Source organism: Paenibacillus phytorum, from assembly GCF_013141715.1.
In the GTDB taxonomy this organism is placed as follows: Bacteria; Bacillota; Bacilli; order Paenibacillales; family NBRC-103111; genus Paenibacillus_E; species Paenibacillus_E phytorum.
Genome location: NZ_WHOA01000104.1, coordinates 31,156 through 56,608, shown reverse-complemented (window position 1 = coordinate 56,608; position 25,453 = coordinate 31,156). Strand labels below are relative to the sequence as shown.

Below are 25,453 nucleotides of genomic sequence, written 5' to 3'. Positions count from 1 at the left end.
TTCTGAGGAAAGGTTGGTGAGATCATGAATTGGAGTCGGGCTAAAACGATTTTGATTTGTTCCTTTTTGATGTTGAATATGATTCTTGGTTTCCAACTTTGGTCCACCAATCGTTCCAATCAAACGGAAATTGCTTTGGATACATCAGGTACCGTAGAAGAGCTGAATAACGCGCTCCGAAACAAAAATATACGGCTAATGGATGAGTTGCCGACGGATCAACCGAAGATGAAAGTTATAACGGTGAAGTATGACGATAATATGAAGCCCAGTGAACTTAAGACGCTGAAAACGCCCATTAATATGAGCAATCTGCTTGGTAAAGGGGCAAGCAAAGAAGTTCAAGCTCAGTCGGAGATACCGAATTTTGGCTTATACCAATTAGATTCAGCGATTAGTCGAAAAGGCGTTTATGTGTTCACTCAGATATATGGCAAGAATCCTCTCTTCGATGTAAGAGTGGAACTGAGTGAGAACAATGGAGAAATTACCAGTTACCGTCAGGTTTATGTTGAAGTAGAATCAGGAGTAGAGCAAACGGAGCAGAAGTTGATCCCCGCTCAGTTAGCTGTTCGCAGCTTAGTGGACAATTATTTGAGTGATGGTGCCATTATTACGGAAGTCAGACTGGGGTATCACGGACAGCCGTATAATTCAGAAACACAACCGATGTTTCCGCATTGGCGGATTAGGATCGATAACGGAGATATTTATTATGTGCAAGCTTTCAATGGAGCGGTTGAGTCTCCGCAGAAAGAGTCTGAATTGGCTCCATTTGGTACGCAAGTGGATGGTGTAAAAACAACTGACAATCCTGATAAAAACGGGGATAAGAGCACCGATAAGAAATAGGCAAGTGGGATAGTCAACAATGGACGGCTAGATGGATGACATGTAGGCATAGAGGAGTAGGGAAGATGGGTATGAGGTTTACGGTACTGTCGAGTGGTTCGACGGGTAATGCAACGGTGGTTGACAATGGTGAAATCAAGCTGCTGATTGATGTGGGATTTAGCGCTAAGAAGATGGAGCTGTTAATGAAGGAACGTGAGCTCGAGGCCAGCAGTATTGATGCTATTCTGGTCACACACGAGCATTCAGATCATATTAAAGGGTTGGGAGCACTGGCTCGCAAATATGATTTGCCTATCTATGCGAATGAGAAGACTTGGGAAGAGCTGGACCGTCAAATCGGTGTGATCGCGGAAGGCAACAAGAGGGTGATGGAAACCGGAGGTATCGAGGAATTCGGTACGCTGCGTGTTGAATCATTTGGAATATCGCATGATGCAGCGGAGCCTGTGGGGTACTGCTTTTATGAAGGGGAACAGAAGTTAAGCGTTGTAACGGACTTGGGATACATGAGTGAGAAAGTCAAAGAAAAGATTACGGATTCAGATAGCTTGGTACTCGAGACGAATCACGATGTGGACATGCTCCGCGTGGGGCACTATCCATGGAGTATTAAGCGTCGTATTCTTGGGGACAAGGGTCATTTATCCAATGAAGCTGCAGGGGAAGCGCTCTGTGACGTGTTGACGCACAAGACGAAGTCGGTCTATATGGCGCATTTGAGCCGTGACCATAATTTAATGGATTTGGCCAGGCTAACGGTGAATAACATAGTACAAGAGCGTGCCCCTGAAGCTAAACAGCTGCGGCTGATGGATACATATTTTGACCGCTCTACGAAATGGGATGTATTGGATTCGGAGTAAGCGCAGCGTCGAGCTCTTTGGATTTGAGCTGGATTTCCTGCGCGGTGATGAGACCCTTATCGATCAGAACTTGAATGAGAGATGAGAGGACGAGGGACTGGTGGTAGTGGCTATCTTTGAGGTCAGCGAGCTTACCAATCATGTTAATTTCATCAAAATGGGAAGGAATACGGTTCATTCTGAGCATTCTCCTTTATTTGTCTGATTTAAAATTTCAGTTAACTCTAGTATTTCGTTAAGAGATTTGGTTTACTATTATTGTAGGCAAGAAGTGAACGAAACATTCCTGTTTTTTGAAAAATAAGGCGAGATCGAAAAACAATTCAAAGATTACAATAAAAGAATCCAAGATTAGATCGAAAAACAATCCAAGATAAAAAAATTCAAGGCGAGAGCGGTATAGTTTAACCCCCATCAGCGAGGAGGGACCCGATATGAGTTTGTTTGATGATGATTTTTATTCCACCAAAAGGTCCAGGCAGCGCCAGGATTCTTGGCGTCCCAAAGGGACAGGGGCATTCACAAGCTTCGCGGGTCGCAGACGGAATGTGGCCCTCATTGCTGGAGTAGGCGGAGCGCTAGCCATGCTTTTGCTGGTCGGGGTATTTGGCGGCTTCGGGAAAAGTGACTCATCTAAGGCTGCGCTAGCTATACCAGCTTCTGCGGCAAAAGCCGAGGCGCATCCGATGAACAGCAACGATTCAGTCGTGGCGGCAACGGAGAAAATAAAGCCTGCCGTGGTCAGCGTTATTTCCTCGAAGAAGGATGATAAAGGGCAAGAGACCGGACTCGGGATCGGCTCGGGTGTTATTTTCGCACGGAATGGTGATAAAGTTCGAATTGTGACGAATAGTCACGTTGTTGAGAACGGGAACCAGTTCGAAATCGTTAATTTCCAAGGTGAGCATCGTAAAGCAACTCTAATCGGCCGCGATCGGATTACAGATCTAGCAGTGCTAGAAGCAGATGGAAAAGACATCAAAGTGCTTGCTGAATTCGGTGACTCCGAAACGCTGCGAGCAGGAGAGATGGCGATAGCGGTAGGCAACCCACTTGGACTTGGATTCTCGCCAACCGTTACTCAAGGTATTATTTCTTCACCAAAACGAACAATACCGGTTTCGCTGTCACGTGAAGGAACGGATTACGACTGGGAGATGGATGTTATCCAAACGGATGCGGCTATCAACCAAGGGAACAGCGGCGGACCTCTGGTGAATATCGAGGGCAAGGTTGTCGGAATCAATTCCATGAAGATATCGGATACGGGTGTGGAAGGGTTAGGTTTTGCCATTCCTATCAATAGTGTGAAGCCGATTATTGAGAGCTTGATCAAGGATCACAAGGTGAAAAGACCATTGATGGGTGTTTCGACGCAGGAACTGCAAGCTTTTAAAGGGACGGATGTATTAAAGCTCCCTGCAGAGGTGAAGACTGGAGTTATCGTCTTCGATGTGTCGGGACCTGCTAAAGAAGCGGGACTCAAAGCGCAGGATGTCATTGTCCAATTGGATGACCGCAAGATTGACAGTACGATCTCCCTGCGGAAATATTTGTACAACGAGAAGAAGATTGGCGATAAGGTCAACGTGGTGTATTACCGCGGCGGTAAGAAGCAGAATGCGGTGGTTACTTTGGTTGAAGCGATGGATAAGTGATAAGAGATGAGTAATGAATGATGAATGATGAATGATAAATGATGAATGATGAATGATGAATGATAAGTGAGTAGAGATATGCGTGGATAGAAACATTGCGGATGAGAGGTACTTGCATGCATGTAGTTTGTAAAGATCATGTAGAAATCGCGATTGATGAGTTTGTTGATGAGTATGAGGAAGCTCCGGACATTGTGGATCTGCAGAAGACCCACTTCGCTAGCTGGGAGCCACCGACGCACTGCGAGCATTGCAAGGAGTTAGCGCGATTTCTAGTTGTATGAGGGAGGCGGAGGCCTTCCTTTTTTGTTTGGGTTGGAAGGAAAGTAGAAATACCTTAACTGGATGAATTTGATTGGATGATATCCAATGATGTCTTATGACATCGGCGGTTGGGATTAGTTCCATTGGATTAATACAGTGGAATATGTGGAAATGGCTCAAAAGAGCTGATTTTGTAGCATTTTGTTGGATTAGCTCCAATGAAAGCGGGCAAAAAAGGTGATAGAGCTCGATTTGATTGAATTTATCCAATGGAGCAAATGAGGGGAGATTGTCGGTTATGCATATACAGATATTAACCGTAGGGAAATTGAAGGAGCGCTATCTCGTGGATGGGATCGCGGAGTATGTGAAGCGGCTTGGGCCGTATGCCAAGGTGCAGATGATAGAGGTGCCGGATGAGAAGGCACCCGAGAACATGAGCCCTGCTGAGGAACAGCAGGTGCGTGTGAAGGAGGGCGAGCGGCTCTTAGCCAAGCTCGGTGCGGACGTGTACGTCGTAGCGCTGGCCATCGACGGCGAGATGTGGACGAGCGAGCAGCTGGCAGGCTCGCTCGATAAGTTGGCCACCTACGGGCGGAGCCAGGTGGCCTTCGTGATCGGCGGCTCGCTGGGGCTCTCGAGCGAGCTGCTGCGCCGTGCGGATATGCGGCTGTCTTTTGGCCGCATGACGCTGCCGCACCAGCTGATGCGGCTGGTGCTGGTGGAGCAGATTTATCGCGCGATGCGGATAAATCGAGGGGAGCCTTATCATAAATGACCCAAATTTTATTGGGGGAAACAACGGGATTTATCATATCCCAAATGAGAACGTTTATATTGAATTATTTTTTGGTATAATATTTGGTAGATAAAGAAGATTAAATTTCTGTTTAGAAAATAGTGAGAGAAAACGAGGGATGGAAATGTCGTATATCGTTGATTTTAAAAATGTGTCTACGGTAGGTTTAGAGTCTTCACCTGTAGTAGAAGCGCTTGCTGGTTTACGTGCTAATGAAGCCCGTTACTTTATGAACAAATACGAGCATGAATTTACGGTTGTACCAGCTAGCGAAAGTCAGGAGAACCTTGATTATGTGAACCGAATTTTGAAAGAACGTGATATTGCGTTTGCAGCCAAACCTTTAGAAACGTCGCGTTTTCAAGTGGAAAATATCCAATTTACCTACGTCTTTTATGAGGATGGTCTTTCTGTCAATGTCATGTATACGGTTGATGACCCTAAGAAGCGGGCCGTTGGTTTTAAGCTTTCTGAGGGGATGGAGATACCAAAGGAGTTAGAAGAGAAGTTTAAGTTTGCTAGGCAGAAGTCTAAACTAGCTGGAACAATTCGGGGCTCGTTTTTTGTTATTAAAGGACAATATTAAAGTAAACCAAAGCACAAGTGGAGGAATCCAGCCATTGCGGTCTGAGTCGTCTACGCTGGGAACAGGCCTATAGGATGCGAGGCTATCCTGTACAGGATGGTGGATTCGGACCATCTGCAGGTTGACAATGTTACCGCGTTACGCTGGTGCTCTCTTGACTGGAGAGCTATTTGGCAATAGTTCAAATAGCAGGGCTCTTTGAGTCATATGTTACTTGCTCCGCAAGCTAAGCTTCGAATTCGGTTCAGTTCTTCATGCTGTTCTTAAAAAAAGGACCTCCGCTCTCTATAAAAATTCACGGTTACTATGTTACGGGGAACCGTATCACAAATAGGTATAATATGCAGGTAATTTATTGCGTATAATTTAAGCTATCAGTAACTTAGATAGCTTTTTTGTGTATTTTTGATGTTACAATAGGGTAGTTTATTCACTTTGGCGAGTTTTCCTCCTCTGAATAGCAGCCATATCCCAAACGTCAAGTCACTCATTATTTCCAGTTTAATGTAATTGTTTTCATCAGAAATAAATATTATAATGGGATTCGTTAGTGATTCACAACGCAGAAAACGCTTACAATTGAATGATATGCCGGTAACTGCTTCATCATAGTTAGTGTTTGTAGCTTGTTCAAAATAACAACCTAGAGTAGCAGAGAGGAAGAGGAACTGAAATGAAAAACCAAGAATTGAAGAGGGGCCTCGAAGCGCGTCATATTCAAATGATTGCATTGGGAGGCACAATCGGCGTTGGGTTATTTATGGGTTCTGCAAGTACGATAAAATGGACAGGTCCATCAGTTATGCTTGCGTATGCGCTTGTAGGGATTTTTATATTTTTCATCATGCGTGCAATGGGGGAAATGCAGTACGTAGAACCGAGCACGGGGTCCTTTGCGACCTTTGGCTATAAGTACATTCATCCTTTGGCAGGTTACACGACGGCTTGGAGCAACTGGTTCCAGTGGGTCGTTGTCGGGATGGCGGAAATCATTGCGGTTGGGACATATATGAAGTACTGGTTTCCGGATTTACCCGCGTGGATACCAGGTATTATCGCAATGGTGATTCTCGGTGCAGCGAACCTATTCTCTGTTAAATCATTCGGTGAATTTGAGTTTTGGTTTTCCATGATTAAAGTCGTAACCATCGTATTGATGATTGTTGCAGGGATTGGTCTGATTTTCTTTGGGATTGGCAACGGTGGAAACGCAATCGGGTTATCTAACCTATGGCAGCATGGGGGCTTCTTTACCGGTGGATGGTCAGGCTTTTTCTTTGCTCTCTCGCTGGTAATTGGGGCCTATCAAGGTGTGGAACTTATCGGGATTACTGCGGGCGAGGCAAAAAACCCACAAAAGACGTTAATGAGTGCGACTCAAAGTATTATTTGGCGTATTTTGATTTTCTATATTGGCGCGATTTTTGTGATCGTAACCGTTTACCCTTGGAATCAATTGCATGCAATCGGCAGCCCGTTCGTGGCAACATTTGCGAAAATCGGGATTACAGCAGCGGCAGGGATCATCAACTTTGTCGTCATCACGTCAGCTATGTCAGGTTGTAATAGTGGGATTTATAGCGCAGGGCGCATGCTTTATACATTAGGAGTAAATGGACAGGCACCGAAAATATTTACAAAGCTATCCCATAACGGCGTGCCCCTGCTGGGAACGATTGGCGTACTCGTGGGATTGGGCATTGGTGTGATCTTAAGCTACATTGCACCGGAAAATCTGTTTGTGTATGTATACAGCGCCAGCGTACTTCCCGGTATGGTGCCGTGGTTTGTTATTCTGATCAGTCAAATGAAATTCAGAAAAGTAAAGGGAGCTGAATTGGATAATCATCCTTTCAAAATGCCTTTTGCACCAGTGACAAACTATGTGACCATTGCTTTTTTGCTTATGGTATTGGTCGGCATGTGGATGAATGATGATACACGCCTCTCTCTTATTGCCGGAATTGTTTTCTTAGGTATCGTTGTTATTAGTTATTACGCTTTTGGAGTTAGTAAGGCTGTTCCGGTGAGTGCTCAAACGGATGATGGAAGTACTGACAGATTGATTAGCGAAAAGTAAAGAAATATCCGATTCAGAAACTGTTGCAATAAGCACATAACGAAGAAGAGGGGGGACAGCCACCCCACTTTTTTTGTTCCTTTAAGGCCTATGTGATTTCATTTTCCCGTCCTTTGATTCTTGCTTGCATGTGTTAATGTTCTTCCCCAACAAATTTGAGGGAAGAAATTATTTTGACTCAAGTACAGGATGGGAATTGGAAGACATTAGTGGTTGGTTGTTTGATAATAATGAAATTGACCTAATTAAAAGATTTATAGTAATACAAGGAAGCCAAAGTGAGGATAGCTTTTCAAATTATTATTATAGAGCGGTTTGGAAGTTTGACAACGTTGGTCAACTGAGTATTGATTTCATCAAATATGATGAATAAACTTTGAGGTTCAATAAAAGAGAAGTTGGAAAAAGCTACTACGTTTAAGAAGTGGCTTTTACTTTAGATAGATATATAAACCATATGATCTAACATTGCTTTGTTTACTGCGCCTGCACAAATTCCTGTCACAAGAACTTTGTCTTCATGTGCTTGTTTTAAGTAGCTCAGTAACTCCTGATTGTTCCAGAGATGATCGTTCGTACCTGATCCTCCAATGACAGCAACTACATCATAATCACGGGCAGACACGTTTGAGAAGATGACTTCAGCGTTTGCCTTTCCTTGATAGTCACCAATAATTTCTCCCGTTTTCGTACTAGCAATGGTTACTTTCATTCCTGCATTTTCTAGTATTTCCTTTGGTTGAAATAATTCGTCTTCATTAAAGCGTTCAGGGGGTATAATAAGTAATGCTTGTTTATTCATATCTAGAGATGAAGTCAGAGACAAGATCATAAATGGGGATTATAACTGTGCGAAAGAACTCACGTTATCTATTATCAGTGGGAAGTGGAAAATCGTAGTGTTATGGCAACTGCGTGAACTGATCGAAGATGGTGTTGTTCATAGAGAGATATATCCTGAAGTCCCTCCAAAGGTTGAATATTCCATGACTGAACTTGGGATGACTCTATTACCCATAGTTGATATGATGTATGATTGGGGAACCTAAAGAATGGAGGCCATTAAGCAAGAAATTCATTCTTTGGAAAAGGATACTACTGATACGGATTGAGAACTATTAAAAATGCAACAAGGAACATACAAATAGGAGATACTACATGGAACTGTACACATCATTTTTATTGCTGAGCCTCACTTCATTCTTTACACTCATTAATCCACTTGCCATCATGCCAATCTTTATGTCGATGACAGCCGATCTTGAATCACAGAAGAAAGTCCATACTGCTCGCAAAGCAGTAGTGGTTTCATTTTTTACATTGCTCATTTTTTCAACTACTGGCGAATGGGTATTTCACTTTTTCAACATTTCTATTAACAGTTTAAAGATTGTCGGTGGGGTTATTTTCATTTTAATGGGACAGGATATGCTTCAGGCACGACTTGTTCGTACAAAGGTTGATAAAGCGGATGTCGATACATATGTAAATGATATTTCCATTACTCCATTGGCTATTCCAATGATATGTGGTCCTGGGGCAATTACTAATGGAATTGTTCTTATGGAATCTACGACAAATGTTATGGAAAAGATTATTTTAATAGTTGTGATTGCGGTTGTACTTATGCTTACTTACATTGTCCTTGTTAACTCAGCTACAATTTATCGATTGATTGGGCCAACAGGCAATAATGTGCTAATGCGTTTAATGGGACTAATTGTTATGGTGATTGCCATTGAGTTTATGGTAAGTGGAATTACGCCGATTATTCGGCAAATTCTGAAAATTTCGCCCTAGCGAAAAGCTGAAAAGCCCCTTTAAAGGGCTTTTTTGCGTTAGCTCCAAGGTATGGGAGAGTAAAATCCTGAGGTTTAACGATTGACTTTAACATTTTGTACGGAATATACTCAAGAAAACCTTTTGCTTGTTTCTTCAGCTGCTGAATTGACAACGCTTTCTCATGTAAATACGGAAGGGTGTCGATTAAATGACGTTAAAAAGAAGGATTTTTCTCATATTTTTGTTCAGTTCATTGGTTCCGTTTTTAAGTATTTTTATCATTTCTTACTATACGATTGATTCTATTTTTGATAATAAAATACAAAGCGGAATTCAGAGCAATTTGAGACAGGTTGAGCTTTCATTAGGGAATTCGATCAGTAGTTTGAATCATATATCACAACAATTGGCATACGGCGGCACCATAGGAAAACAATTGGATGAGGTACTTCAACAATCGGAAGACCCTTTTCAACGGATTAAGTCGAGAGACCAGTTGAAAAGTGAGTTAAATATGGTAACATTTACAAACCCAAGCATAGGTTTAACGATGTATTATTTTCAGAATGATGCAACAATCCAATTTGAAAATTTTCCAATTAAGCATAACTTTTCACCAGAATCGTTACCGCTGCTTGCCAAATATTACGGCATTACTTATTACGGCCCACATGTCAGCATGAACCAATTTGATGATCAAATTGTTTTGTCTGCGTTAAGGAAGGTGGAGCTGCCTGATCGCGACGATGTTTATGTCTATATTGAATCTGGGTTTAGTTTGACGCAAAGCATTTTGGACAACGATCAATATGGAGGTGCTTTGTCCCATCTTATCCTGGATGGTAACGGTCGAATTGCTTATAGCGAGGTTCCGACAATATTTGCGGTCGGTGCGAAATTCCCTAATTTCTCCAAAAAGGAGGGGACCGGTTTATACCAAGGGTATCATTGGTTCAAGCAGACCTCCAATCAAGATTGGAGTGTGGTTTCCGTTATTTCACAGGTCGATTACGGCAAAGAAAAAAAGCAATGGTTGCTGCAAATGCTGTTTATTTCAATCTTTTTTCTATGTGTTACCGTTGTTCTGGCTTGGCTATTATGGAAGATGGTATACAGGCCTCTGAACATCTTTCATCGGGAGATTAAAGGGATGTCTCAAAATCGGTTAAAAACAAATCATACGGAACAGTCCAAAATTCCAGAATTTGATTATTTGTTGAGTAAATTTTCGGAAATGAAGGTTCAAATCTGGAATCTGTTTAAAGAGGTGGAGTTAAAAGAGAAGAACCGGGTAGACCTTGAAGTGGAAAAACTGCTTTATCAAATCAACCCGCACTTCTTGATGAATACGCTCGACACCGTACATTGGTTGGCGGTTATGAACGGACAGAATGAGATAGATCGACTCGTCCAGTCTTTAAATAAGCTGCTGTATTACAATTTAGGTAAATTAGGACAAATTTCAACGATTGAGGAAGAGATCGATGCACTTAAACAGTATCTGGTTTTGCAGCAAATTCGATACGATTTTCAATTTGATGTGCGGATTGATGTGGATGAGAATGTCCTGAAAGTACCCGTTCCCCGTTTTATTCTTCAGCCATTGGTGGAGAACTCTCTTTATCATGGTTTGAGTGATGATGGTTATATCCAAGTCAACGTCCAGCTCGATAAGGATATTCAAATTTCAATACACGATAACGGTTCGGGTATGTCGGAGGAAACCATCCGGGAACTGCTGAATAATCGCACATTGGAACAGAAGAAGGTTGGCATGGGAATTGGGATGAATTATGTGAAACGAATGCTGGAGGCTCGTTATGAGGATAAGGCAAAGTTGGAAATCATGAGTGAAATCGGTAAGGGGACGAGCGTATTGCTTACCTTGCCAATAACAGTGGAGGAAACGCGGCCATGATAAAAGTACTTGTGGTGGATGACGATAAATTAGTCCGTAAAGGTCTGATTTCAGCTATGCCTTGGCAAGATTTTGACATGCAGGTTGTCGGGGAAGCCAATAACGGCGAGAAAGCGCTAGAGTTTCTGGAATCACAGCCGGTTGATTTACTGCTGACCGATTTGGCTATGCCGGTGATGTCCGGTATCGAATTAATGCGAATTGCCCGTAAACGGTATCCGCGTCTCCATATGGTCGTATTGACGCTTCATCAGGATTTTGAGTATATACAGGAAGCGCTCAGGCTTGGAGCTATTGATTATATTGCCAAGGTACAGTTGGAAAAAGAGCAATTCGAAGAAGTCCTTGGCAGAATAGCAGGCCGAATAAACGAACAACTGAACCAAAGTCCTCAGGCCCCTCATCCTGATCAAGTCATTCTCGAGGTTGAACAGGGATATGTGTTATTGTCCTTAGACCGCGAATCCGACCATGACTGGTTCAATGAACTGCAGCTTCCTGCAGATGAAAACATGAGGGAAGTGGATTTAAGCAGTTGGATCTGGTTCCCAGCAGAAGGGAAGGAGAGCAGGTTGTACGAAATCTTGTCGGAGAAGATCCGCAAGTTACCGGAAAGCATGCTGCTCATTCTGTCTGATCTCAATGATTGCACCTGGAAGGAGATTCAACGATGGGTAAGGGATTATACGGAGAAGGTATTATTTTATGAGTATCATCCGGAGCGCACTATCATTTCCGTTTCCATGAGCGAAGGATATAAATCGCAAACCGAACCAGACGAAGCAAAATTGGATAGGGTGAAGGAAAGCTGGTTATCCTCCGAGTGGTTTTATAATGATAGCTTGTATGAAAAACTCATTACGGATATGAAGTCGTTGAAACTGCATGAAAGCCAGCTGATCGGGCTGCTTTATTCCCTTGTGATAGAATGGAATCGTTTGTTTGCGCACACCAATATAGGCAAAATCCAAATGGTTCACTCTTTTCACTCCTGGTTTCAAGTAGAACAATGGATAAGCCATATCCGCAAAATGATTCGGGCATCTGTCGAACAGACTTCATACTCGCAAGAAATTATGAATTGTATGACCAAAGCCGTTTTGATGATACAAGCAGAGATGGACCGCCAGCTTTCGGCGGCTGAATTAGCGCAACGATTGAATTTAAGTCGCAGTTATTTCAGTCAATGTTTTAAAGATATTATCGGTAAAACATTCAACGAGTATTCTCGTTTTATTCGAATCGAAAAGGCGAAAGAGTACTTACTTAATTCGAACAATACCATTCTGTGGATTGCGGAACAAACCGGTTATTCCGATGAAAAATACTTCAGCCGGGTTTTTCGCGAGTTAACCGGCATGCTTCCTAGCGAGTATCGGGTGGCTAATCGATTGGGCAAATGAGCAGAGATCGGTGGAATCGTAAAAAGAAGGCGTCTGCACACCGTGGGGCGCCTTTTCTGTGTGTACAGGTAGATAAATGTGCGATAGACAGGGGGATAGATGTCGCAAAAGCTTCTCACTATAACTTTATGTTAGTATAAATTGCATACATTTCTCTACCTGAACATGCGCTTGATACCTATCTCAGAGAATCGTCTTTATCGTTTATACTGAAATCGAAGCGATAAAGAAACGAAAGAAGGGGACAAAATGTCAAAAAAAATGACCATGGCATTACTTGCTGCAGCAATGGTTTCTGCAACTGCCTGTTCTAGCAAATCCAGTACACCAAGTACAACAACTAAGCCGGATGCAAGTTCTCAATCAGCAGTCGCTGCAGATCCTTTTGGAAAAAGTGCGGAACCTGTCACGCTCAATATCGCATACAGTGTGGACCCGAATTTTAAATCGAGCAAAGGGGAAACTCCTGATAACAACGTTTGGAAAACGGCCATTAAAGACAACTTAAATATCGATATTAAAATCGCATGGCAGGTTGCTAAAGAGAATTTTGATCAGAAAATGAATCTGGCTATCGCTAGCAACGATTTGCCGGATGCGATGGTTGTCAGCCAAGTGCAGCTGAATCAAATGGTGAAGGCTGGAGAACTTGAGGATTTAACAGATGTGTACAATAAATATGCGTCTCCTGCCGTGAAGAAGATCATTGACAGCACGGATGGGCTTGCGAAGAGCCAAGTAACCTTTGGTGGGAAGATGATGGCTGTTCCATCTGTAACTGCGGAAGACTTTAGCTGGCTGTGGATCCGTAAGGACTGGCTGGATAAGCTTGGTCTGCAACCTCCGAAAACGATAGAAGATCTGGAAAAAGTAGCGAAAGCTTTCGTGGAACAGGACCCTGACGGAAACGGCAAAGCGGACACTATCGGTCTCGCCGCAGGCACTGGATTGTTCAACGATTTTATCCAAGGTCCCCCTAATTTTGATGTTTCTGCGATTTTTTCAGCCTATAACGCGTATCCGGGATATTGGGTAAAGGGCACTGACGGAAAGCCGGTGTACGGATCCACCATGCCGGAGACAAAAACAGCGCTTGCCAAGCTGCGTGATATGTATGCCAAAGGTCTAATAGATAAGGAAATAGGCATCCGAAAGGCGCCAGAAGAAGTCGTGATTAACGGAAAAGCTGGCCTGTTTTTCTGCGGGTTCTATGGGGGATATTGGCCACTGCCGAGTGCCTGGAAGAACGATCCGCAAGCGAACTGGCAGGCTTATGCGGTGCCGCTAGATGCGAAGGGCAAGTATAACGTCATGAGAACTAATCCTACGAACACATTCCTTGTTGTACGTAAAGGTTATGCGCATCCGGAAGCTCCTATTAAGATGAATAATTTTTACCTTAGAGACGAGTCGAAATACGGGAATGAATTCATGCTGGCCCGTAACTTCTTTGCTCCGCTCGATGAAATTGGGTATGAAATGAAAGCTGCAAAAGAGGTGCTGGCAGGGACCAAGAAGCCCGAAGACTATACAGACAGCGCGGAATATAAGTTATTGAATAATACTTTGAAAACCATTAAAAGTTCTAAATTGCAGCCCTATGATAACTTAGATATCAAGTATTGGAATAAGGATGACAAAGATTTTATGCGGGCCTATTCCCTGCTTGTCGGCGCAAAAGCCCATTTCGATCCGAACGTGAACAAAATCAATAGTTTGTCCTACACACGTACAAAAACGATGGAAAGCAAGTGGACCAACTTAATAAAAATGGAAAAAGAGGCATTCTTGAAAATTATTATGGGTGCCGCACCGATCGATTCCTTCGATCAATTCGTCCAGGATTGGAAGAAGCAAGGCGGCGATCAAGTGACGTCTGAAGTAGCAGAGACGGTAAAATAGGATCCTATTTCAAATGAAGGGCGCCGGAGCATTGGTTCGGCGCCTTTACCAATCAGGAATAAGGAGTGAAAGCAGTGTGAAAAACAAGGGAATTGCCAAACATTATTATCTTATGCTTCTTCCGGGCTATATCTGGTTGGTCATGTTCAGCATCGTTCCGATCTTCGGAATTCTTATCGCATTTCAAGATTATCAGCCTGTCCGTGGTGTGCTCGGCTCCGAGTGGATCGGCTTGGAAAATTTCAAATATATGTTCACGCTAAGCGATAGCAAGATTATCTTTTTTAATACCATCTTAATCGCAGTGATGAAGATTGTCGCGAATCTCATCGTACCGGTTGCATTTGCCCTTCTGCTTCATGAACTGCGTCTCGCCATTTTCAAAAGGTGGATACAGACACTGGTTTATTTGCCTCATTTTCTGTCGTGGGTTATTTTAAGTGGCATCATTATCGATGTCTTCTCCTATACGGGGCCAATTAACAACATGCTGTCTATATTCGGTGTTGAACCGATTCTATTTATGGGTAAACCGGCGTTGTTTCCGTTTCTTGTAGTAGGCAGTGATGTATGGAAGGAATTTGGTTTTAATACGATTATTTATTTGGCAGCCTTGACGGGCATCAATCCTTCCTTGTATGAGGCGGCGGCACTGGACGGAGCGAACCGTTGGCAGCGTCTCAAGCACGTTACGCTTCCGGGCATCGGGCCAACCGTTTTTCTGCTTCTCATCCTAAGTCTTGGCAGCGTCCTGAATGCCGGGTTCGATCAGATCTTTAACTTGTATAATCCGCTCGTTTATTCCACCGGGGACATTATCGATACCTGGGTATATCGCGAAGGTCTGCTGAATTTGCAGTATGGATTGGCTACTTCCGTAGGGCTGCTAAAATCGGTGGTGGGCTTTATCCTGATCATCGTGTCCTATTATCTCGCCAATCGATTCACAAATTACCGGATTTTCTAAACAAAGGAGAGTTGACATGGTTAATGAAACGACAACTGCCTCCAAAATATTCGATGTCATCCTGATCATCTTATTGGCAGCCATTGCGCTTTTATGTGTTCTTCCCCTCTGGTATACGCTGATGGTCTCACTAAGCGAAAAATCGGCGGCAGCCGCCGGTATCGTCCGATTATGGCCGATTGGGTTAAATGTGGTTTCCTATCAACAAATTATGCGAGACAGCGCATTTTTTCAATCCTTTTGGGTGTCCATTCAGCGTGTCGTTCTGGGGGCATCACTCAGCTTCATCGTCACAGTGCTTATGGCTTACCCGTTATCCAAGAGTACGAAAGATTTTCGCTTGAGAAATATCCTCATGTGGGTGTTAGTGTTTACAATGCTGTTTAACGGAGGACTAATTCCACTCTATCAAACCGTGAAGGCGTACGGACTGATCGACAATATTTGGGTATTGGTGCTGTCAGGCGGAGTACCGATGTTCAACGTGATCCTGGTCATAAATTTCTTCCGCAGCTTACCCAAAGAGTTGGAGGAAGCTGCTTTGGTGGATGGAGCGGGACCCTGGTACACCCTGTTTAAGCTGTTCCTACCGCTTTCCGTACCAGTCCTTGCGACGATTACGCTGTTCAGTATTGTTGGGCATTGGAATGAGTTTTTCAGTGGGTTAGTCTTTATGACAAAGCCAGACAATTATCCACTGCAGACCTATATTCGGCAAATGGTTGTCCAGATGGATCCGAGTCAAATGAACAATGATCCGGAGACGTTGAAACGCTTGAGTGAAATTTCCAACCAAACCTTGAATGCGGCAAAGATCTTTATTGCCATGCTTCCGATTCTGGTCGTATATCCTTTCCTGCAAAGATTCTTTATTCACGGGATCACGCTTGGATCGGTTAAGGAATAGAACAATGCAAGCCTCAGAGATTTACAGGCCTGTTTTATGCGAAACAAGACCAGCTCCATTAATATGGGAAAAGGTCTTGTTTTTTGTTTATATGAAGTTAGGGACCGTCAGGGATCTTCCCTAGCGGTTTTTCTCTATCACATGTAACCCTCTATTCCTCTCCAAGACCAAAGTCCAGTAATAAACTAAACCTCAGCCAGTTATGGAGAGTGTGTTTTTTAGTTAAAGTAGGCTTATGGTGGATAACATTGGAAGCTATGACGCCCAAAGTTGAAACAACATGTAAGCAGGAGGAATATATGGAATTAATTATCGAAAGTGTAAGCAAGAAATATAAGGGGGATTTTTACGGGCTTCGAGACTTATCCTTGCAGATCCAAACAGGCGTTTTGGGATTGTTAGGTCCGAATGGTGCTGGGAAATGCGGCATACAGGGAGTGATCGGCGTCACTCAAATGAGCGTCCATGTAATGAAGCATATCCGAAACAGTCGAACAAACGGCCCCAGCTCCAGCCATCGTATCCCTAAAATCCCATTGCGGCACAGGTTTCCTTTTTGCATTGAAGACGGGAAGCAGATGATTACTTTGGACCTCCGGGAGTTGTACAGCACTATCGGTCATTCCAAGAGGTTTAAATACCAAATCGCGCAAGGCTTCATCCAGGCTAACGTCCAATCGTCTGGATAACAGCCAACCCGCGTTACAATTTTATGATATCACGATGATATCACATTTAGAAAAATATTCAAGTTATTCCAACGAAAGAACTGACGCTGAAGATAGCCATCTTGTAGCGGTGCCTCTTTTTCAAAAGAATTATCAATAAAAGAAACCAAACCTTGGTAAAATGGAAGTGTTGAGCAACCATCAAACAAAAAGGAGAGATTTCTTTTTGTACGTCGAATAAACCTTTTATTTTCTGGAAATTACTTCCTAAGGCTATTAAGTTTAAGGATAATGGAGGGAGTATTTTTTATACTCTATCGGACACAAGTTAAGAGGGGAGTACGGGATGAAAGTCGTTATTATTGATGATGAAAAGGCAATTCACTTGATAATGAAACATTTGCTTGCCAAGATCGCTGAAGTCGAAATCGTAGGAAGTTTCCAGGAGACGACAACGGCATTTACTTTTTTGATGAACAATCAAGCAGACTTGGTATTTATGGATATTGGTATGCCAAGGGAAAGCGGTCTTGATTTTGCGAAACGGTTAAGAGTGAACGGTTGGCAAATGAAGCTGGTATTTGTTACATCGCACAAGGAATATGCTCTGCCTGCATTCGACGTTTATGCCTATGATTACATCGTCAAGCCCCTTTCTCAAGAAAGACTTCGAGAAACGGTTCAAAGAGCACTTTCCGAAAGGGCTCCGGAAATTGATCTCGAGAAGACTTCGCCACCCCTTGTGGATCCACTGACAAAACGGGAAACAGATATTGTATTAGCAATCGCAGAGGGGTTATCCAATAAAGAGATTGCCGATCGGTTTGGATTAACAGAAGGAACAGTCAAAGGCCATGTGAATCGCTCATACGGCAAGCTTGGTATTACACGGCGGGTACAAGCTGTTGTAAGGCTAAGAGAGCTGAAGATCCTGCCCTAATATTTTCATGGGGTTCACTATACAATCAAATATAAGTTAAAGAACCCATAGACGACATGTTTATGGGTTTTTCGACATTATTTTAAGAGTTATAACTTTAGTTACATCTCATTTTTAGGTACAAAGTCTATAATTGGCAGAAGAAATGGAATATGAAAAAAAATTGATAGGAATGAGGTTGTTCCATGTTTAAGCAAAGCAAGGGATTGAGAAAACAAGTTACGGGAAGACTTTTATCTTTTCTATTAGCTTTGACGGTAGTCATTATGCCGCTTAGCACAAGCCTTTCAACAACAGCGCAAGCAGCTGCAATTACGGGTTCAGACATTACACTGGAGAACGTGATCATCAGCAATGCCAACCACGATGTGACATTAACATTCAATGTGCCAGTGGAAGGATCTCAAGAGGTTGATGATTGGAGGTCACTGATTGAGGTAAAAGGATCAAATGATGGCGCGTTTAATAGTATTACTAACTATGGCGGCGATGCGTGGATCTCTGACACAGGGGCTGTCATTGTTAGCTTTTACTCATCTTTACTAGGTGATTCCAATCAGATCCGCGTCAAAGCGGGTGCTTTAGTAGGCAGTCTGGATTCCAATTATACAGTAACTTCCGACCAAGTCAGCGGATCGACTGCGGCCCAGGATCTAACCGTTCCTAATATTGTAAGCACGGCTATCAGCGGTGATCTGAAAAATGTAACGTTGACACTTGACACTACGGTACAAACAGCAACATATTCGGTAACGTCGGTAACGTATAATGTGGATCTATACGATTTTGTTAAAATCAAAACCATGTACGATGATTCAGATTTCATTCGTTTGAGCAATGACGACACCATCTCCGTAAGCGGGAACCAAATGGTTATTGCCTTCGCTGCCCCACTAAGCGGATACAAGTCGATTCAAGTATTAACTGGTGCTGTGAAGGGTGCCAACAGCAATGTGAACGATACCATGTATGCAGATTTGAACACAGAAGTCATCACTTATTCCAATCACTATTTGTATAATTATAACTCAGATTTAGGTATCACTTTCAGTCAAGGTGTTGTCAACAATATGAGTGATGATGCATTAAAAGCAGCCATTACGATTTCCAAGGATGGTGGCGCGTATACAGCGCTAGGTTTGAATGATAAGGCTGATGTAAATAAAAACTTGCAACCTTTTTCCATTAATAGGATAGGAAACGGCAGCTTCAACCTCCATTTCTTCACACCGTTAGCACCAGGCAGCTATAAAGTTAAAATTGCAGCTAATGCTTTAAGAAGCAGCATTGGTCTTGTCGCTGGCGAATTAACGACGGAGTCCATTGTTGCACGTGATATTACGGCGCCAGTCTACCAAAGTTCAGAAGTCAGCGAGGACCATAAAGTAGTAACGTTGACATTTGATAAAACACTTGTAAATAACGTTACACAAAGCTGTCCTTATTATTGGTGCATACAATCATTATCTGATTATATTTATATAGAAAAAAGTGAATATGGCTACTTTCAGCAGTTAAGGTATATTGGAGGTACTGTTGAATTATTAAATAATAAAATGATAGTTACCCTAAATTCACCACTCACTGGAACTAATAACAAAATTGCCATCAACTCAGGAGCCCTTAGGGATGAGTTAGGTAATGTTCTGAACACAGGAGTTGTAACGAAATTTATCGATGTAGTAACAACAGCTCCACCACGTTATTTACATTCAAGCATTGATAATTTAAATCACGATTGGACACTCTTTTTCGACAAAAATGTAAAAAACAACACAGCATCAGTGGATGATCTTAAAGCTGCCATTAAACTATCAATTCATGGAGTGGAGAAATCCATAGAATCATCCACCACAGTCACTTTTATTGACAATAAAGTAGTGCTCCACTTTGCAGCACCGTTGGTAGACAACAATATTGAGATTCATATTGCAGTTAGCGTAGTTGCAGATACAGTTAATTCAAATGCCCTGATGGATCCAATTACAACCGAGCAATTAACGCCACATAACATGTACCCGCCTGAATTTAGCGAGGCGTATTTAATATCAAGTCATACCGTAGAGTTATATTTTTATTCTAATAACGAAACTGACTTGGTAGATAATACAGTTGATACAGCAGGCTCCCATTTAAAGGAGTATGTCACATATTCAACCGATAAGGGTGCAACCTTCTTACCACTTCAACCGGATGATGAGGTGACCATCAGCAATGGTTCCTTGTATGTTTATTTCCATCAAATTATTCAAGGAAACCTGCAAATCAAAATTGCAGGCAATACTCTTAAAGAGACATATGGAAATGTTCTAACAACCTCGGTAATCACGGGAGATATTGATACGAATTATGCACCTCGTTTTAAAGGATCATTTTTTAGCGATGTTCCTAGTGTTCTGACTTTTGAAGACAATGCGATTTGGAGAAGCAAAATTCAGAAAGTTGTTCTATCTGAGAATGCTTCAAACTGGTCAGAGAGAATTTTATCACCGGAGCAATATACGATAAGTGCGGGCAAGCTTACGATTCTTCCAGGTGTATTAGATCAAGAAGTTTATTACAGAGTCATTGTTTATGCGGACGGATTCAATAATAGATATACAGATTACATGACAGCTATTCGAAGCCAGGATTCCTACTATATAACGCCAGTTAAAATGGAAATAGCAAACGGAATTACTGCCAATGTGAGAATTGCGGAAAATCAGTCCAATGGTCATCTGCACGTCATTTTCCAATTGATGAATGGTCAATTGCCAGTAAGCATTGTTGCTGCAGAATCCGATTATTTCCAATCGGGGACATTTACCGCTAACTTTAATGTAGCCGATGCCTCTACGAATCCTAATTATAAGGTCAGAGCTTTCGTCGTGAGCGAATACAGCAATAGCCCGTTATCGGTTGGAGTAAACTTAGCTACATCAATTACTGATGCCGAATATGATGTCATTCAATACCAAAACGAGAATGATTAATTTTACTAAAAACACGTTGAAACTGCCTCTTCAGGGCAGTTTCAACTACTTAAGAAAGTGAGGAAATGAACATCGTGAAACCGTTAAAGCTTATTCTATGCTCATCGATTGCTCTTTCCATAGCGTTGGCCAGTACAACACTAGCCCCCGTATCGGCATCAGCAAACCAAATCGCGTCACAAGTCGTGATTTCGCCAATTTCATCTATAAACCTTGGTGGAACGGTAACAATCTCGGGAACATCCACCAATTCCGAAGTCATCGTGAAGGTGATTCGTCCAACAGGAAGTGTATTATTTTTTGATATTGTCAAAGTCACAAATGGAACTTTCACCGATTCGTTTGTTTTGGGCAGCAATGAGTCCACCGGAACTTATAAAGTGGTTGTTGGGCAAGCGGACACTGTAGACACGAAAGATCTTATTGTTACAGCGCCTATTCCACCGATAGTTACACCACCAGTTACACCACCACCGCCAGCGGGCGGTGGTGGTGGCGGCGGTCCCAGCAACATTGTGACTCCTGGAAATGTCGAAATAAGTCCAAATGCAATTATATCAAACAAAGTCACTGGTCCTGACGGCAAAGTTACAACCTCAGTTACCATTGATAATAAACTTTTGGGTGATGCTTTCAACCAGCTTAAGGAACAGGGCAAGACGGATGGAGCGCCAGTCATTGCGATTAAAATCAGCAACTTAGAAGCTGATGGTAAAACCAAAGTTTCTATTCCAGCGTCCATACTGTTGGAAGGAATGAAAAGTGTATCGAACGTAGTGATTCGGATTTATTCAGATAAGGAATCCTATTCCCTTCCTTTACAGGTGCTGGATCTCGAAACCATTGCCAAATCGTTAGGAGCAGACAGTTCGGGCGTGATCCTTCATATTAATATTTCTTCCATGGGGACGGATATCGAGAAGCAGATTCAAGAGAGTGCAGGAAAAAAAGGAGCCACTTCACTAGGCCATTCTGTTGATTTCGGCGTAACCGCTGAAGGTAATGGTAAGACGGTGGAGTTGAACAACTTTGGAACCCACTACGTGGATCGGGTAATTGTTTATTCAGGATCAATAGATCCGCAAACGTCCACAGGAATTCTTTATGATCCAACCAGCCATGATATCTCCTTTGTGCCAACCGTTTTCGAAGCGAATTCGGATGGAACAACAAAAGCAAATATTAAAAGAAACGGAAACAGTATTTATTCGGTCGTTACTTCCTCCAAATCTTTTGATGATATTAAAGGACATTGGGCAAAATCAGATATTGAACTGCTGGCTTCCAAAATGGTCGTAAGTGGTACAACCGATACGATTTTTGCTCCAGACCATAATATTACGCGTGCTGAGTTTGCAGCGTTGCTCGTACGTTCGCTGGCATTAACTTCTAATGCAGAAGCAGCTTCATTCAACGATGTTCATGCAACCGATTGGTTTGCTGGCTCCATTGGGGCTGCCGTTAAAGCCAAGCTTATAAGCGGCTATGAAGACGGTTCTTTCAAGCCTAATGCGCCTATCACTCGTGAGCAAATGGCAGTAATGGTAGCTAAAGCATTAAGCGCCGCTGGAAAAACAATCGAGAGCCAAGTGGAATTGCTGAATAAATTTAACGATAATTTTAAAATCAGTGATTGGGCGATATCATCCGTCTCACAATCCGTTAAAGCTGGCATTATCTCCGGTATGACGGATACCACCTTTGTTCCGTCTGCCAATGCAAGCCGTGCACAAGCCGTTGTCATGTTGAAACGATTGCTTCAATACACTCAGTTCATCAACTAATTAGAGGCACCACTAATTTAGCAAAACAGTATCCGAAGCAGGGGAACGCCCTGTTTTTGATACTGTTTTATTATTTTTGTTGGAAGATTCGATTTATTCCGACAAATTTCTATGTTTTATTCATCCTCTTCTGATAACATAGAAGGTGCAGAGTGAACAGTTATAATCCTGCACGGGGGCTAGCAGCTATGAGCTATAATTTGTATTTATCCGTACTACTAATGGCAGCTACCTGCTGTTCATTGGTTATCACCTACCTCTCTTGGAAAAGAAGAGAGCTTCCCATTGCTATAAGCTATGGCTTGGGTTTGTTAACGGGTGCGTTCTACACATTCGGATATGCTTTTGAAATTGTCAGTACGTCTTTAGAACAAATACGTTTCTGGCTGCGAATTGAGTATATAGGCATTCCTTTTGGCACAATTCTTTGGTTTGTTCTAGTTCTGCAGTATACAGGACGACAAAGGTATATGAACAAATGGGTTATTGCACTGCTCATGATCGTTCCCGTTATTACATTTGTAGCTCATAATACGAACGAATGGCATCACCTATTTTATAAAAGCATGACATTAAATTACTCAGAAGGTTTCCCGCTGGTTACTTTGGAAAAAGGACCTTTATACAAGCTTCATGTCGCTTACTCTTATACATTTTTTGTAGTAGGCATGGGATTACTGATTCAAATGTTCCGTAAAGCAACACCCCGCATGAAGAAGCAAATTACCTTTATGATCATTGGATCATGGGGGCCTTACGGCTTTACATTGGTTTATTTAAGTGGCGTTATCTATATGCCAATTGATATATCCCCATTTGGATTTGTTTTTTCGGGTATATTCTTTATGTGGGGAATTTATCAGTTCAATATGCTGAGATTAGCCCCCTTAGCGCTGCAAAAGGTATTCGCATCGATGCAGGATGCGGTTATGGTATTCGATTTGGATAACACGCTAACCAGTTTTAACCAGTCAGCCAATCGAGTTATCGAGGGTATAAGTCATAAATGGATTGGGCAGCCCGCTGTTCAAGTGTTTTTTCAATATCCCGTGCTGCTTGAAAAAATCATGCAAGGACCCTCTTTGGATAGTAAAGTCCAAATTTCAGGTCAAGATGATGAACAATTTTATAATATTCATATGTCATTTATTAGTGATATCAACCAAAAGCCCGTTGGTAAAATGCTTTTGTTAAGCAATGTAACGGAAATGGTACGCTCAGAAGAAAGACTGCTTGAAAATGCAAGGCAGTTGAGCGAACTGAACACGTTCAAGGATAGGATGTTTAATGTAGTTGCTCATGATATTCGCGATCCCCTTGCCGTACTCATCAATTTGATGGAGTTAATGGAGGAGGAGATGCAGGCTTACGGCGGGAAGCATGAGGAAATCGTACACGAGATGGGACAGCAAATTCAGAATACATTTACACTGGTAGAAAGCTTGCTGGACTGGTTTCGGAGTCAAAAGGGAGGCATGATTTTTCATCCGGTTGAAAGGGATCTAGCTCACGCGGTTCAGACCAATTTGCGTTTACTGCTTGTTCGCAGCGAGGGTAAGCATATTCAGTTGATATCTGACATACCAAAGGGTACGTTTGTTTATGCGGATAAAGAAATGCTCGATTTGATTATCCGAAACCTGCTTTCTAATGCTATTAAATTTACAGATTCCGGAGGCACCATCCGATTAAAAGCAGATCGTAGAGATGACAAAATGATTGTATCTGTAAGCGATACAGGAGAAGGAATGTCTTCTGATCAAGCTAATACGTTGTTACAGGAAGCCAATCCGATATCTTCGACGGGAACAGCCGGGGAGCGGGGCGTCGGTTTAGGGCTCACCTTATGTAGGGAATTTGTCCGCTTAAATGGGGGAGAAATTTGGTTTGATAGTACGCCTTCGCAGGGAAGTACTTTTTATTTCTCTATCCCTACTCTCCCTGAAGCTACATCCAAACTACCGGTCAGCAAGGAGGGGTTAGTGCTAGGGGAGGTTTTGTAATAGCAACGTCGAATGATTGTGTTACAAGATATGTAAAATCATATATGGAAAATATCAATATTAACGGAGGTGAATTTGATATGAGAGCACTATTTATCGGAGGTACAGGGACGATCAGCTCTGCAATCACGAAGCAGTTGTTAGAAAAAGGATGCGAGCTTTATCTTCTCAATAGAGGCACAAGGAATGAGGACTTGCCAGCCGGCGTAAACATTTTGAAAGCGGATATTAATGATGAAGAACAAGTAGCTAAGCTTATTGAAAACTTGGAGTTTGATGTCGTTGCAGATTTTATAGCATTTGAACCGTCTCAGGTGGAAAGAGATTATCGTTTATTTAATGGTAAAACGAAACAATTTATGTATATTAGCTCTGCCTCTGCCTACCAAACGCCTTTATCCGATTATAGAATTACAGAGGGGACTCCTTTATCAAACCCATATTGGGAGTATTCCAGAAATAAGATTGCGTGTGAAGAATATTTAATGAAGCAGTATCGTGAGACTGGCTTTCCGATAACGATCGTAAGACCAAGCCACACCTATAGTGAACGTTCGATTCCACTTGGCGTACATGGAAGTAAAGGTACCTGGCAGGTTGCTAAGCGAATGTTGGAGAATAAACCCGTGATCATTCATGGAGATGGTACTTCCCTCTGGACAATGACACACAATAGTGATTTTGCAAAAGGCTTTATTGGTTTAATGGGCAATATTCATGCGATTGGTGAGTCCGTTCATATCACTTCAGATGAGACGGTTACCTGGAATCAAATTTATGAGGTAATTGCGGATGTCCTTGGAGTGAAACTCAAAGCTGTCCATGTTTCATCTGAATTTCTGGCTGCATGCAGTAAGGAGGATTACAGGGGTGGGTTGCTAGGAGATAAGGCTAATTCGGTCGTATTTGATAATTCAAAGCTGAAAAGACTTGTTCCCGAATTTGTTGCAAGTACGCGATTTGATCAAGGAATTAGGCAAACGATCGCATACATTTTAACCCATCCTGAACATCAAACAGAGGATAAGGAATTTGATAGTTGGTGTGATAAGGTTATCCATGCATTAGATGCTGCTGTAAGGAATATAACTGAATAGGT

Annotated in this window: 22 protein-coding genes and 1 pseudogene; 20 read left to right on the top strand and 3 right to left on the bottom strand. The window is 42.4% G+C overall.

From position 1 onward, the window contains the following. Positions 1-24: 24 nt before the first annotated feature. Together yycI and GC098_RS16375 are read left to right on the top strand one after the other, a co-directional pair. Entirely contained in the window at positions 25-852 is an 828-nt protein-coding gene (gene yycI, locus GC098_RS16380; RefSeq protein WP_171644205.1) for a two-component system regulatory protein YycI, read from the top strand. 65 nt (positions 853-917) lie between these two features. Next, entirely contained in the window at positions 918-1,718 is an 801-nt protein-coding gene (locus tag GC098_RS16375; protein ID WP_029196125.1) for an MBL fold metallo-hydrolase, read from the top strand. Here GC098_RS16375 and GC098_RS16370 read toward each other — a convergent pair. Beyond that, entirely contained in the window at positions 1,687-1,896 is a 210-nt protein-coding gene (locus GC098_RS16370) for a hypothetical protein (protein ID WP_029196124.1), read from the bottom strand. The two genes, GC098_RS16375 and GC098_RS16370, sit on opposite strands and share 32 nt — an antisense overlap. Positions 1,897-2,152: 256 nt before the next feature. Between GC098_RS16370 and GC098_RS16365 the strand changes: the two genes are divergently transcribed. The 6 genes from GC098_RS16365 to GC098_RS16340 all read left to right on the top strand — a co-directional run bounded on the left by GC098_RS16365 (position 2,153) and on the right by GC098_RS16340 (position 7,478). Beyond that, positions 2,153-3,376, top strand: a complete 1,224-nt coding sequence (locus GC098_RS16365; protein WP_171644204.1) for a S1C family serine protease — start codon at positions 2,153-2,155, stop codon at positions 3,374-3,376. A 116-nt stretch (positions 3,377-3,492) separates the two neighbouring features. Next, a complete protein-coding gene (locus GC098_RS16360) occupies positions 3,493-3,660 on the top strand; it encodes a CxxH/CxxC protein (protein ID WP_063860151.1) in 168 nt (55 codons plus the stop codon). A gap of 278 nt (positions 3,661-3,938) precedes the next feature. Further along, positions 3,939-4,418 (top strand): 23S rRNA (pseudouridine(1915)-N(3))-methyltransferase RlmH, encoded by a 480-nt coding sequence (gene rlmH, locus GC098_RS16355; RefSeq protein WP_171644203.1) that lies wholly within the window; start codon positions 3,939-3,941, stop codon positions 4,416-4,418. Between the two features lie 145 nt (positions 4,419-4,563). Beyond that, positions 4,564-5,025: a DUF8821 family protein gene (locus GC098_RS16350; protein ID WP_171644202.1), complete on the top strand. Its 462-nt coding sequence runs from the start codon at positions 4,564-4,566 to the stop codon at positions 5,023-5,025. A 673-nt stretch (positions 5,026-5,698) separates the two neighbouring features. Further along, positions 5,699-7,105 (top strand): amino acid permease, encoded by a 1,407-nt coding sequence (locus tag GC098_RS16345; protein WP_171644201.1) that lies wholly within the window; start codon positions 5,699-5,701, stop codon positions 7,103-7,105. Positions 7,106-7,301: 196 nt separating this feature from the next. Continuing rightward, positions 7,302-7,478, top strand: coding sequence for a hypothetical protein (locus GC098_RS16340; protein ID WP_171644200.1), 177 nt, complete (start codon positions 7,302-7,304; stop codon positions 7,476-7,478). Positions 7,479-7,583: 105 nt separating this feature from the next. Here GC098_RS16340 and GC098_RS16335 read toward each other — a convergent pair. Further along, a pseudogene (locus tag GC098_RS16335) lies at positions 7,584-7,907 on the bottom strand (DJ-1/PfpI family protein); the annotation flags it as partial. On the opposite strand from GC098_RS16335, the gene GC098_RS40085 reads away from it, so the two are divergent. The 7 genes from GC098_RS40085 (at position 7,906) to GC098_RS16300 (ending at position 15,984) form a co-directional block, all read left to right on the top strand. Next, a complete protein-coding gene (locus tag GC098_RS40085) occupies positions 7,906-8,154 on the top strand; it encodes a winged helix-turn-helix transcriptional regulator (protein ID WP_171644237.1) in 249 nt (82 codons plus the stop codon). The pseudogene GC098_RS16335 and the gene GC098_RS40085 sit on opposite strands and share 2 nt — an antisense overlap. A gap of 109 nt (positions 8,155-8,263) precedes the next feature. Next, a complete protein-coding gene (locus tag GC098_RS16325; protein ID WP_171644198.1) occupies positions 8,264-8,905 on the top strand; it encodes a MarC family protein in 642 nt (213 codons plus the stop codon). Positions 8,906-9,095: 190 nt separating this feature from the next. Beyond that, positions 9,096-10,805, top strand: coding sequence for a sensor histidine kinase (locus tag GC098_RS16320; RefSeq protein WP_171644197.1), 1,710 nt, complete (start codon positions 9,096-9,098; stop codon positions 10,803-10,805). Continuing rightward, entirely contained in the window at positions 10,802-12,208 is a 1,407-nt protein-coding gene (locus GC098_RS16315) for a response regulator transcription factor (protein WP_171644196.1), read from the top strand. Before GC098_RS16320 ends, GC098_RS16315 begins: the two co-directional genes overlap by 4 nt. 249 nt (positions 12,209-12,457) lie before the next feature. Beyond that, positions 12,458-14,110 carry an extracellular solute-binding protein gene (locus GC098_RS16310; RefSeq protein WP_171644195.1) on the top strand — a complete coding sequence of 551 codons (1,653 nt, stop codon included), beginning with the start codon at positions 12,458-12,460 and terminating at the stop codon, positions 14,108-14,110. Between the two features lie 76 nt (positions 14,111-14,186). Further along, positions 14,187-15,077 (top strand): ABC transporter permease, encoded by an 891-nt coding sequence (locus GC098_RS16305; protein ID WP_171644194.1) that lies wholly within the window; start codon positions 14,187-14,189, stop codon positions 15,075-15,077. Between the two features lie 16 nt (positions 15,078-15,093). Beyond that, positions 15,094-15,984, top strand: coding sequence for a carbohydrate ABC transporter permease (locus GC098_RS16300; protein WP_171644193.1), 891 nt, complete (start codon positions 15,094-15,096; stop codon positions 15,982-15,984). Between the two features lie 398 nt (positions 15,985-16,382). Here GC098_RS16300 and GC098_RS41615 read toward each other — a convergent pair whose 3' ends face one another. Continuing rightward, entirely contained in the window at positions 16,383-16,628 is a 246-nt protein-coding gene (locus GC098_RS41615) for a hypothetical protein (RefSeq protein WP_376773889.1), read from the bottom strand. Positions 16,629-16,998: 370 nt separating this feature from the next. Here GC098_RS41615 and GC098_RS16285 point away from each other — a divergent pair, with 370 nt between their 5' ends. The 5 genes from GC098_RS16285 to GC098_RS16265 all read left to right on the top strand — a co-directional run bounded on the left by GC098_RS16285 (position 16,999) and on the right by GC098_RS16265 (position 25,451). Then, a complete protein-coding gene (locus GC098_RS16285; RefSeq protein WP_171644192.1) occupies positions 16,999-17,592 on the top strand; it encodes a response regulator transcription factor in 594 nt (197 codons plus the stop codon). Positions 17,593-17,777: 185 nt separating this feature from the next. Then, positions 17,778-20,567, top strand: a complete 2,790-nt coding sequence (locus tag GC098_RS16280; RefSeq protein ID WP_171644191.1) for a hemoblobin-interacting domain-containing protein — start codon at positions 17,778-17,780, stop codon at positions 20,565-20,567. Positions 20,568-20,641: 74 nt separating this feature from the next. Beyond that, entirely contained in the window at positions 20,642-22,351 is a 1,710-nt protein-coding gene (locus GC098_RS41210; RefSeq protein ID WP_171644190.1) for an S-layer homology domain-containing protein, read from the top strand. Positions 22,352-22,539: 188 nt separating this feature from the next. After that, positions 22,540-24,354: a sensor histidine kinase gene (locus tag GC098_RS16270; RefSeq protein ID WP_171644189.1), complete on the top strand. Its 1,815-nt coding sequence runs from the start codon at positions 22,540-22,542 to the stop codon at positions 24,352-24,354. An 80-nt stretch (positions 24,355-24,434) separates the two neighbouring features. Beyond that, complete coding sequence (locus GC098_RS16265) at positions 24,435-25,451, top strand: SDR family oxidoreductase (RefSeq protein WP_171644235.1); 1,017 nt, start codon at positions 24,435-24,437, stop codon at positions 25,449-25,451. Positions 25,452-25,453: the final 2 nt, after the last annotated feature.

Bases quoted from the DNA above. Each gene is read 5' to 3' on its own strand.
- yycI (WP_171644205.1), top strand. From the start codon at position 25: ATGAATTGGAGTCGGGCTAAAACGATTTTGATTTGTTCCTTTTTGATG.
- GC098_RS16375 (WP_029196125.1), top strand. From the start codon at position 918: ATGGGTATGAGGTTTACGGTACTGTCGAGTGGTTCGACGGGTAATGCA.
- GC098_RS16370 (WP_029196124.1), bottom strand. From the start codon at position 1,896: ATGAACCGTATTCCTTCCCATTTTGATGAAATTAACATGATTGGTAAG.
- GC098_RS16365 (WP_171644204.1), top strand. From the start codon at position 2,153: ATGAGTTTGTTTGATGATGATTTTTATTCCACCAAAAGGTCCAGGCAG.
- GC098_RS16360 (WP_063860151.1), top strand. From the start codon at position 3,493: ATGCATGTAGTTTGTAAAGATCATGTAGAAATCGCGATTGATGAGTTT.
- rlmH (WP_171644203.1), top strand. From the start codon at position 3,939: ATGCATATACAGATATTAACCGTAGGGAAATTGAAGGAGCGCTATCTC.
- GC098_RS16350 (WP_171644202.1), top strand. From the start codon at position 4,564: ATGTCGTATATCGTTGATTTTAAAAATGTGTCTACGGTAGGTTTAGAG.
- GC098_RS16345 (WP_171644201.1), top strand. From the start codon at position 5,699: ATGAAAAACCAAGAATTGAAGAGGGGCCTCGAAGCGCGTCATATTCAA.
- GC098_RS16325 (WP_171644198.1), top strand. From the start codon at position 8,264: ATGGAACTGTACACATCATTTTTATTGCTGAGCCTCACTTCATTCTTT.
- GC098_RS16320 (WP_171644197.1), top strand. From the start codon at position 9,096: ATGACGTTAAAAAGAAGGATTTTTCTCATATTTTTGTTCAGTTCATTG.
- GC098_RS16315 (WP_171644196.1), top strand. From the start codon at position 10,802: ATGATAAAAGTACTTGTGGTGGATGACGATAAATTAGTCCGTAAAGGT.
- GC098_RS16310 (WP_171644195.1), top strand. From the start codon at position 12,458: ATGTCAAAAAAAATGACCATGGCATTACTTGCTGCAGCAATGGTTTCT.
- GC098_RS16300 (WP_171644193.1), top strand. From the start codon at position 15,094: ATGGTTAATGAAACGACAACTGCCTCCAAAATATTCGATGTCATCCTG.
- GC098_RS16285 (WP_171644192.1), top strand. From the start codon at position 16,999: ATGAAAGTCGTTATTATTGATGATGAAAAGGCAATTCACTTGATAATG.
- GC098_RS16280 (WP_171644191.1), top strand. From the start codon at position 17,778: ATGTTTAAGCAAAGCAAGGGATTGAGAAAACAAGTTACGGGAAGACTT.
- GC098_RS16270 (WP_171644189.1), top strand. From the start codon at position 22,540: ATGAGCTATAATTTGTATTTATCCGTACTACTAATGGCAGCTACCTGC.
- GC098_RS16265 (WP_171644235.1), top strand. From the start codon at position 24,435: ATGAGAGCACTATTTATCGGAGGTACAGGGACGATCAGCTCTGCAATC.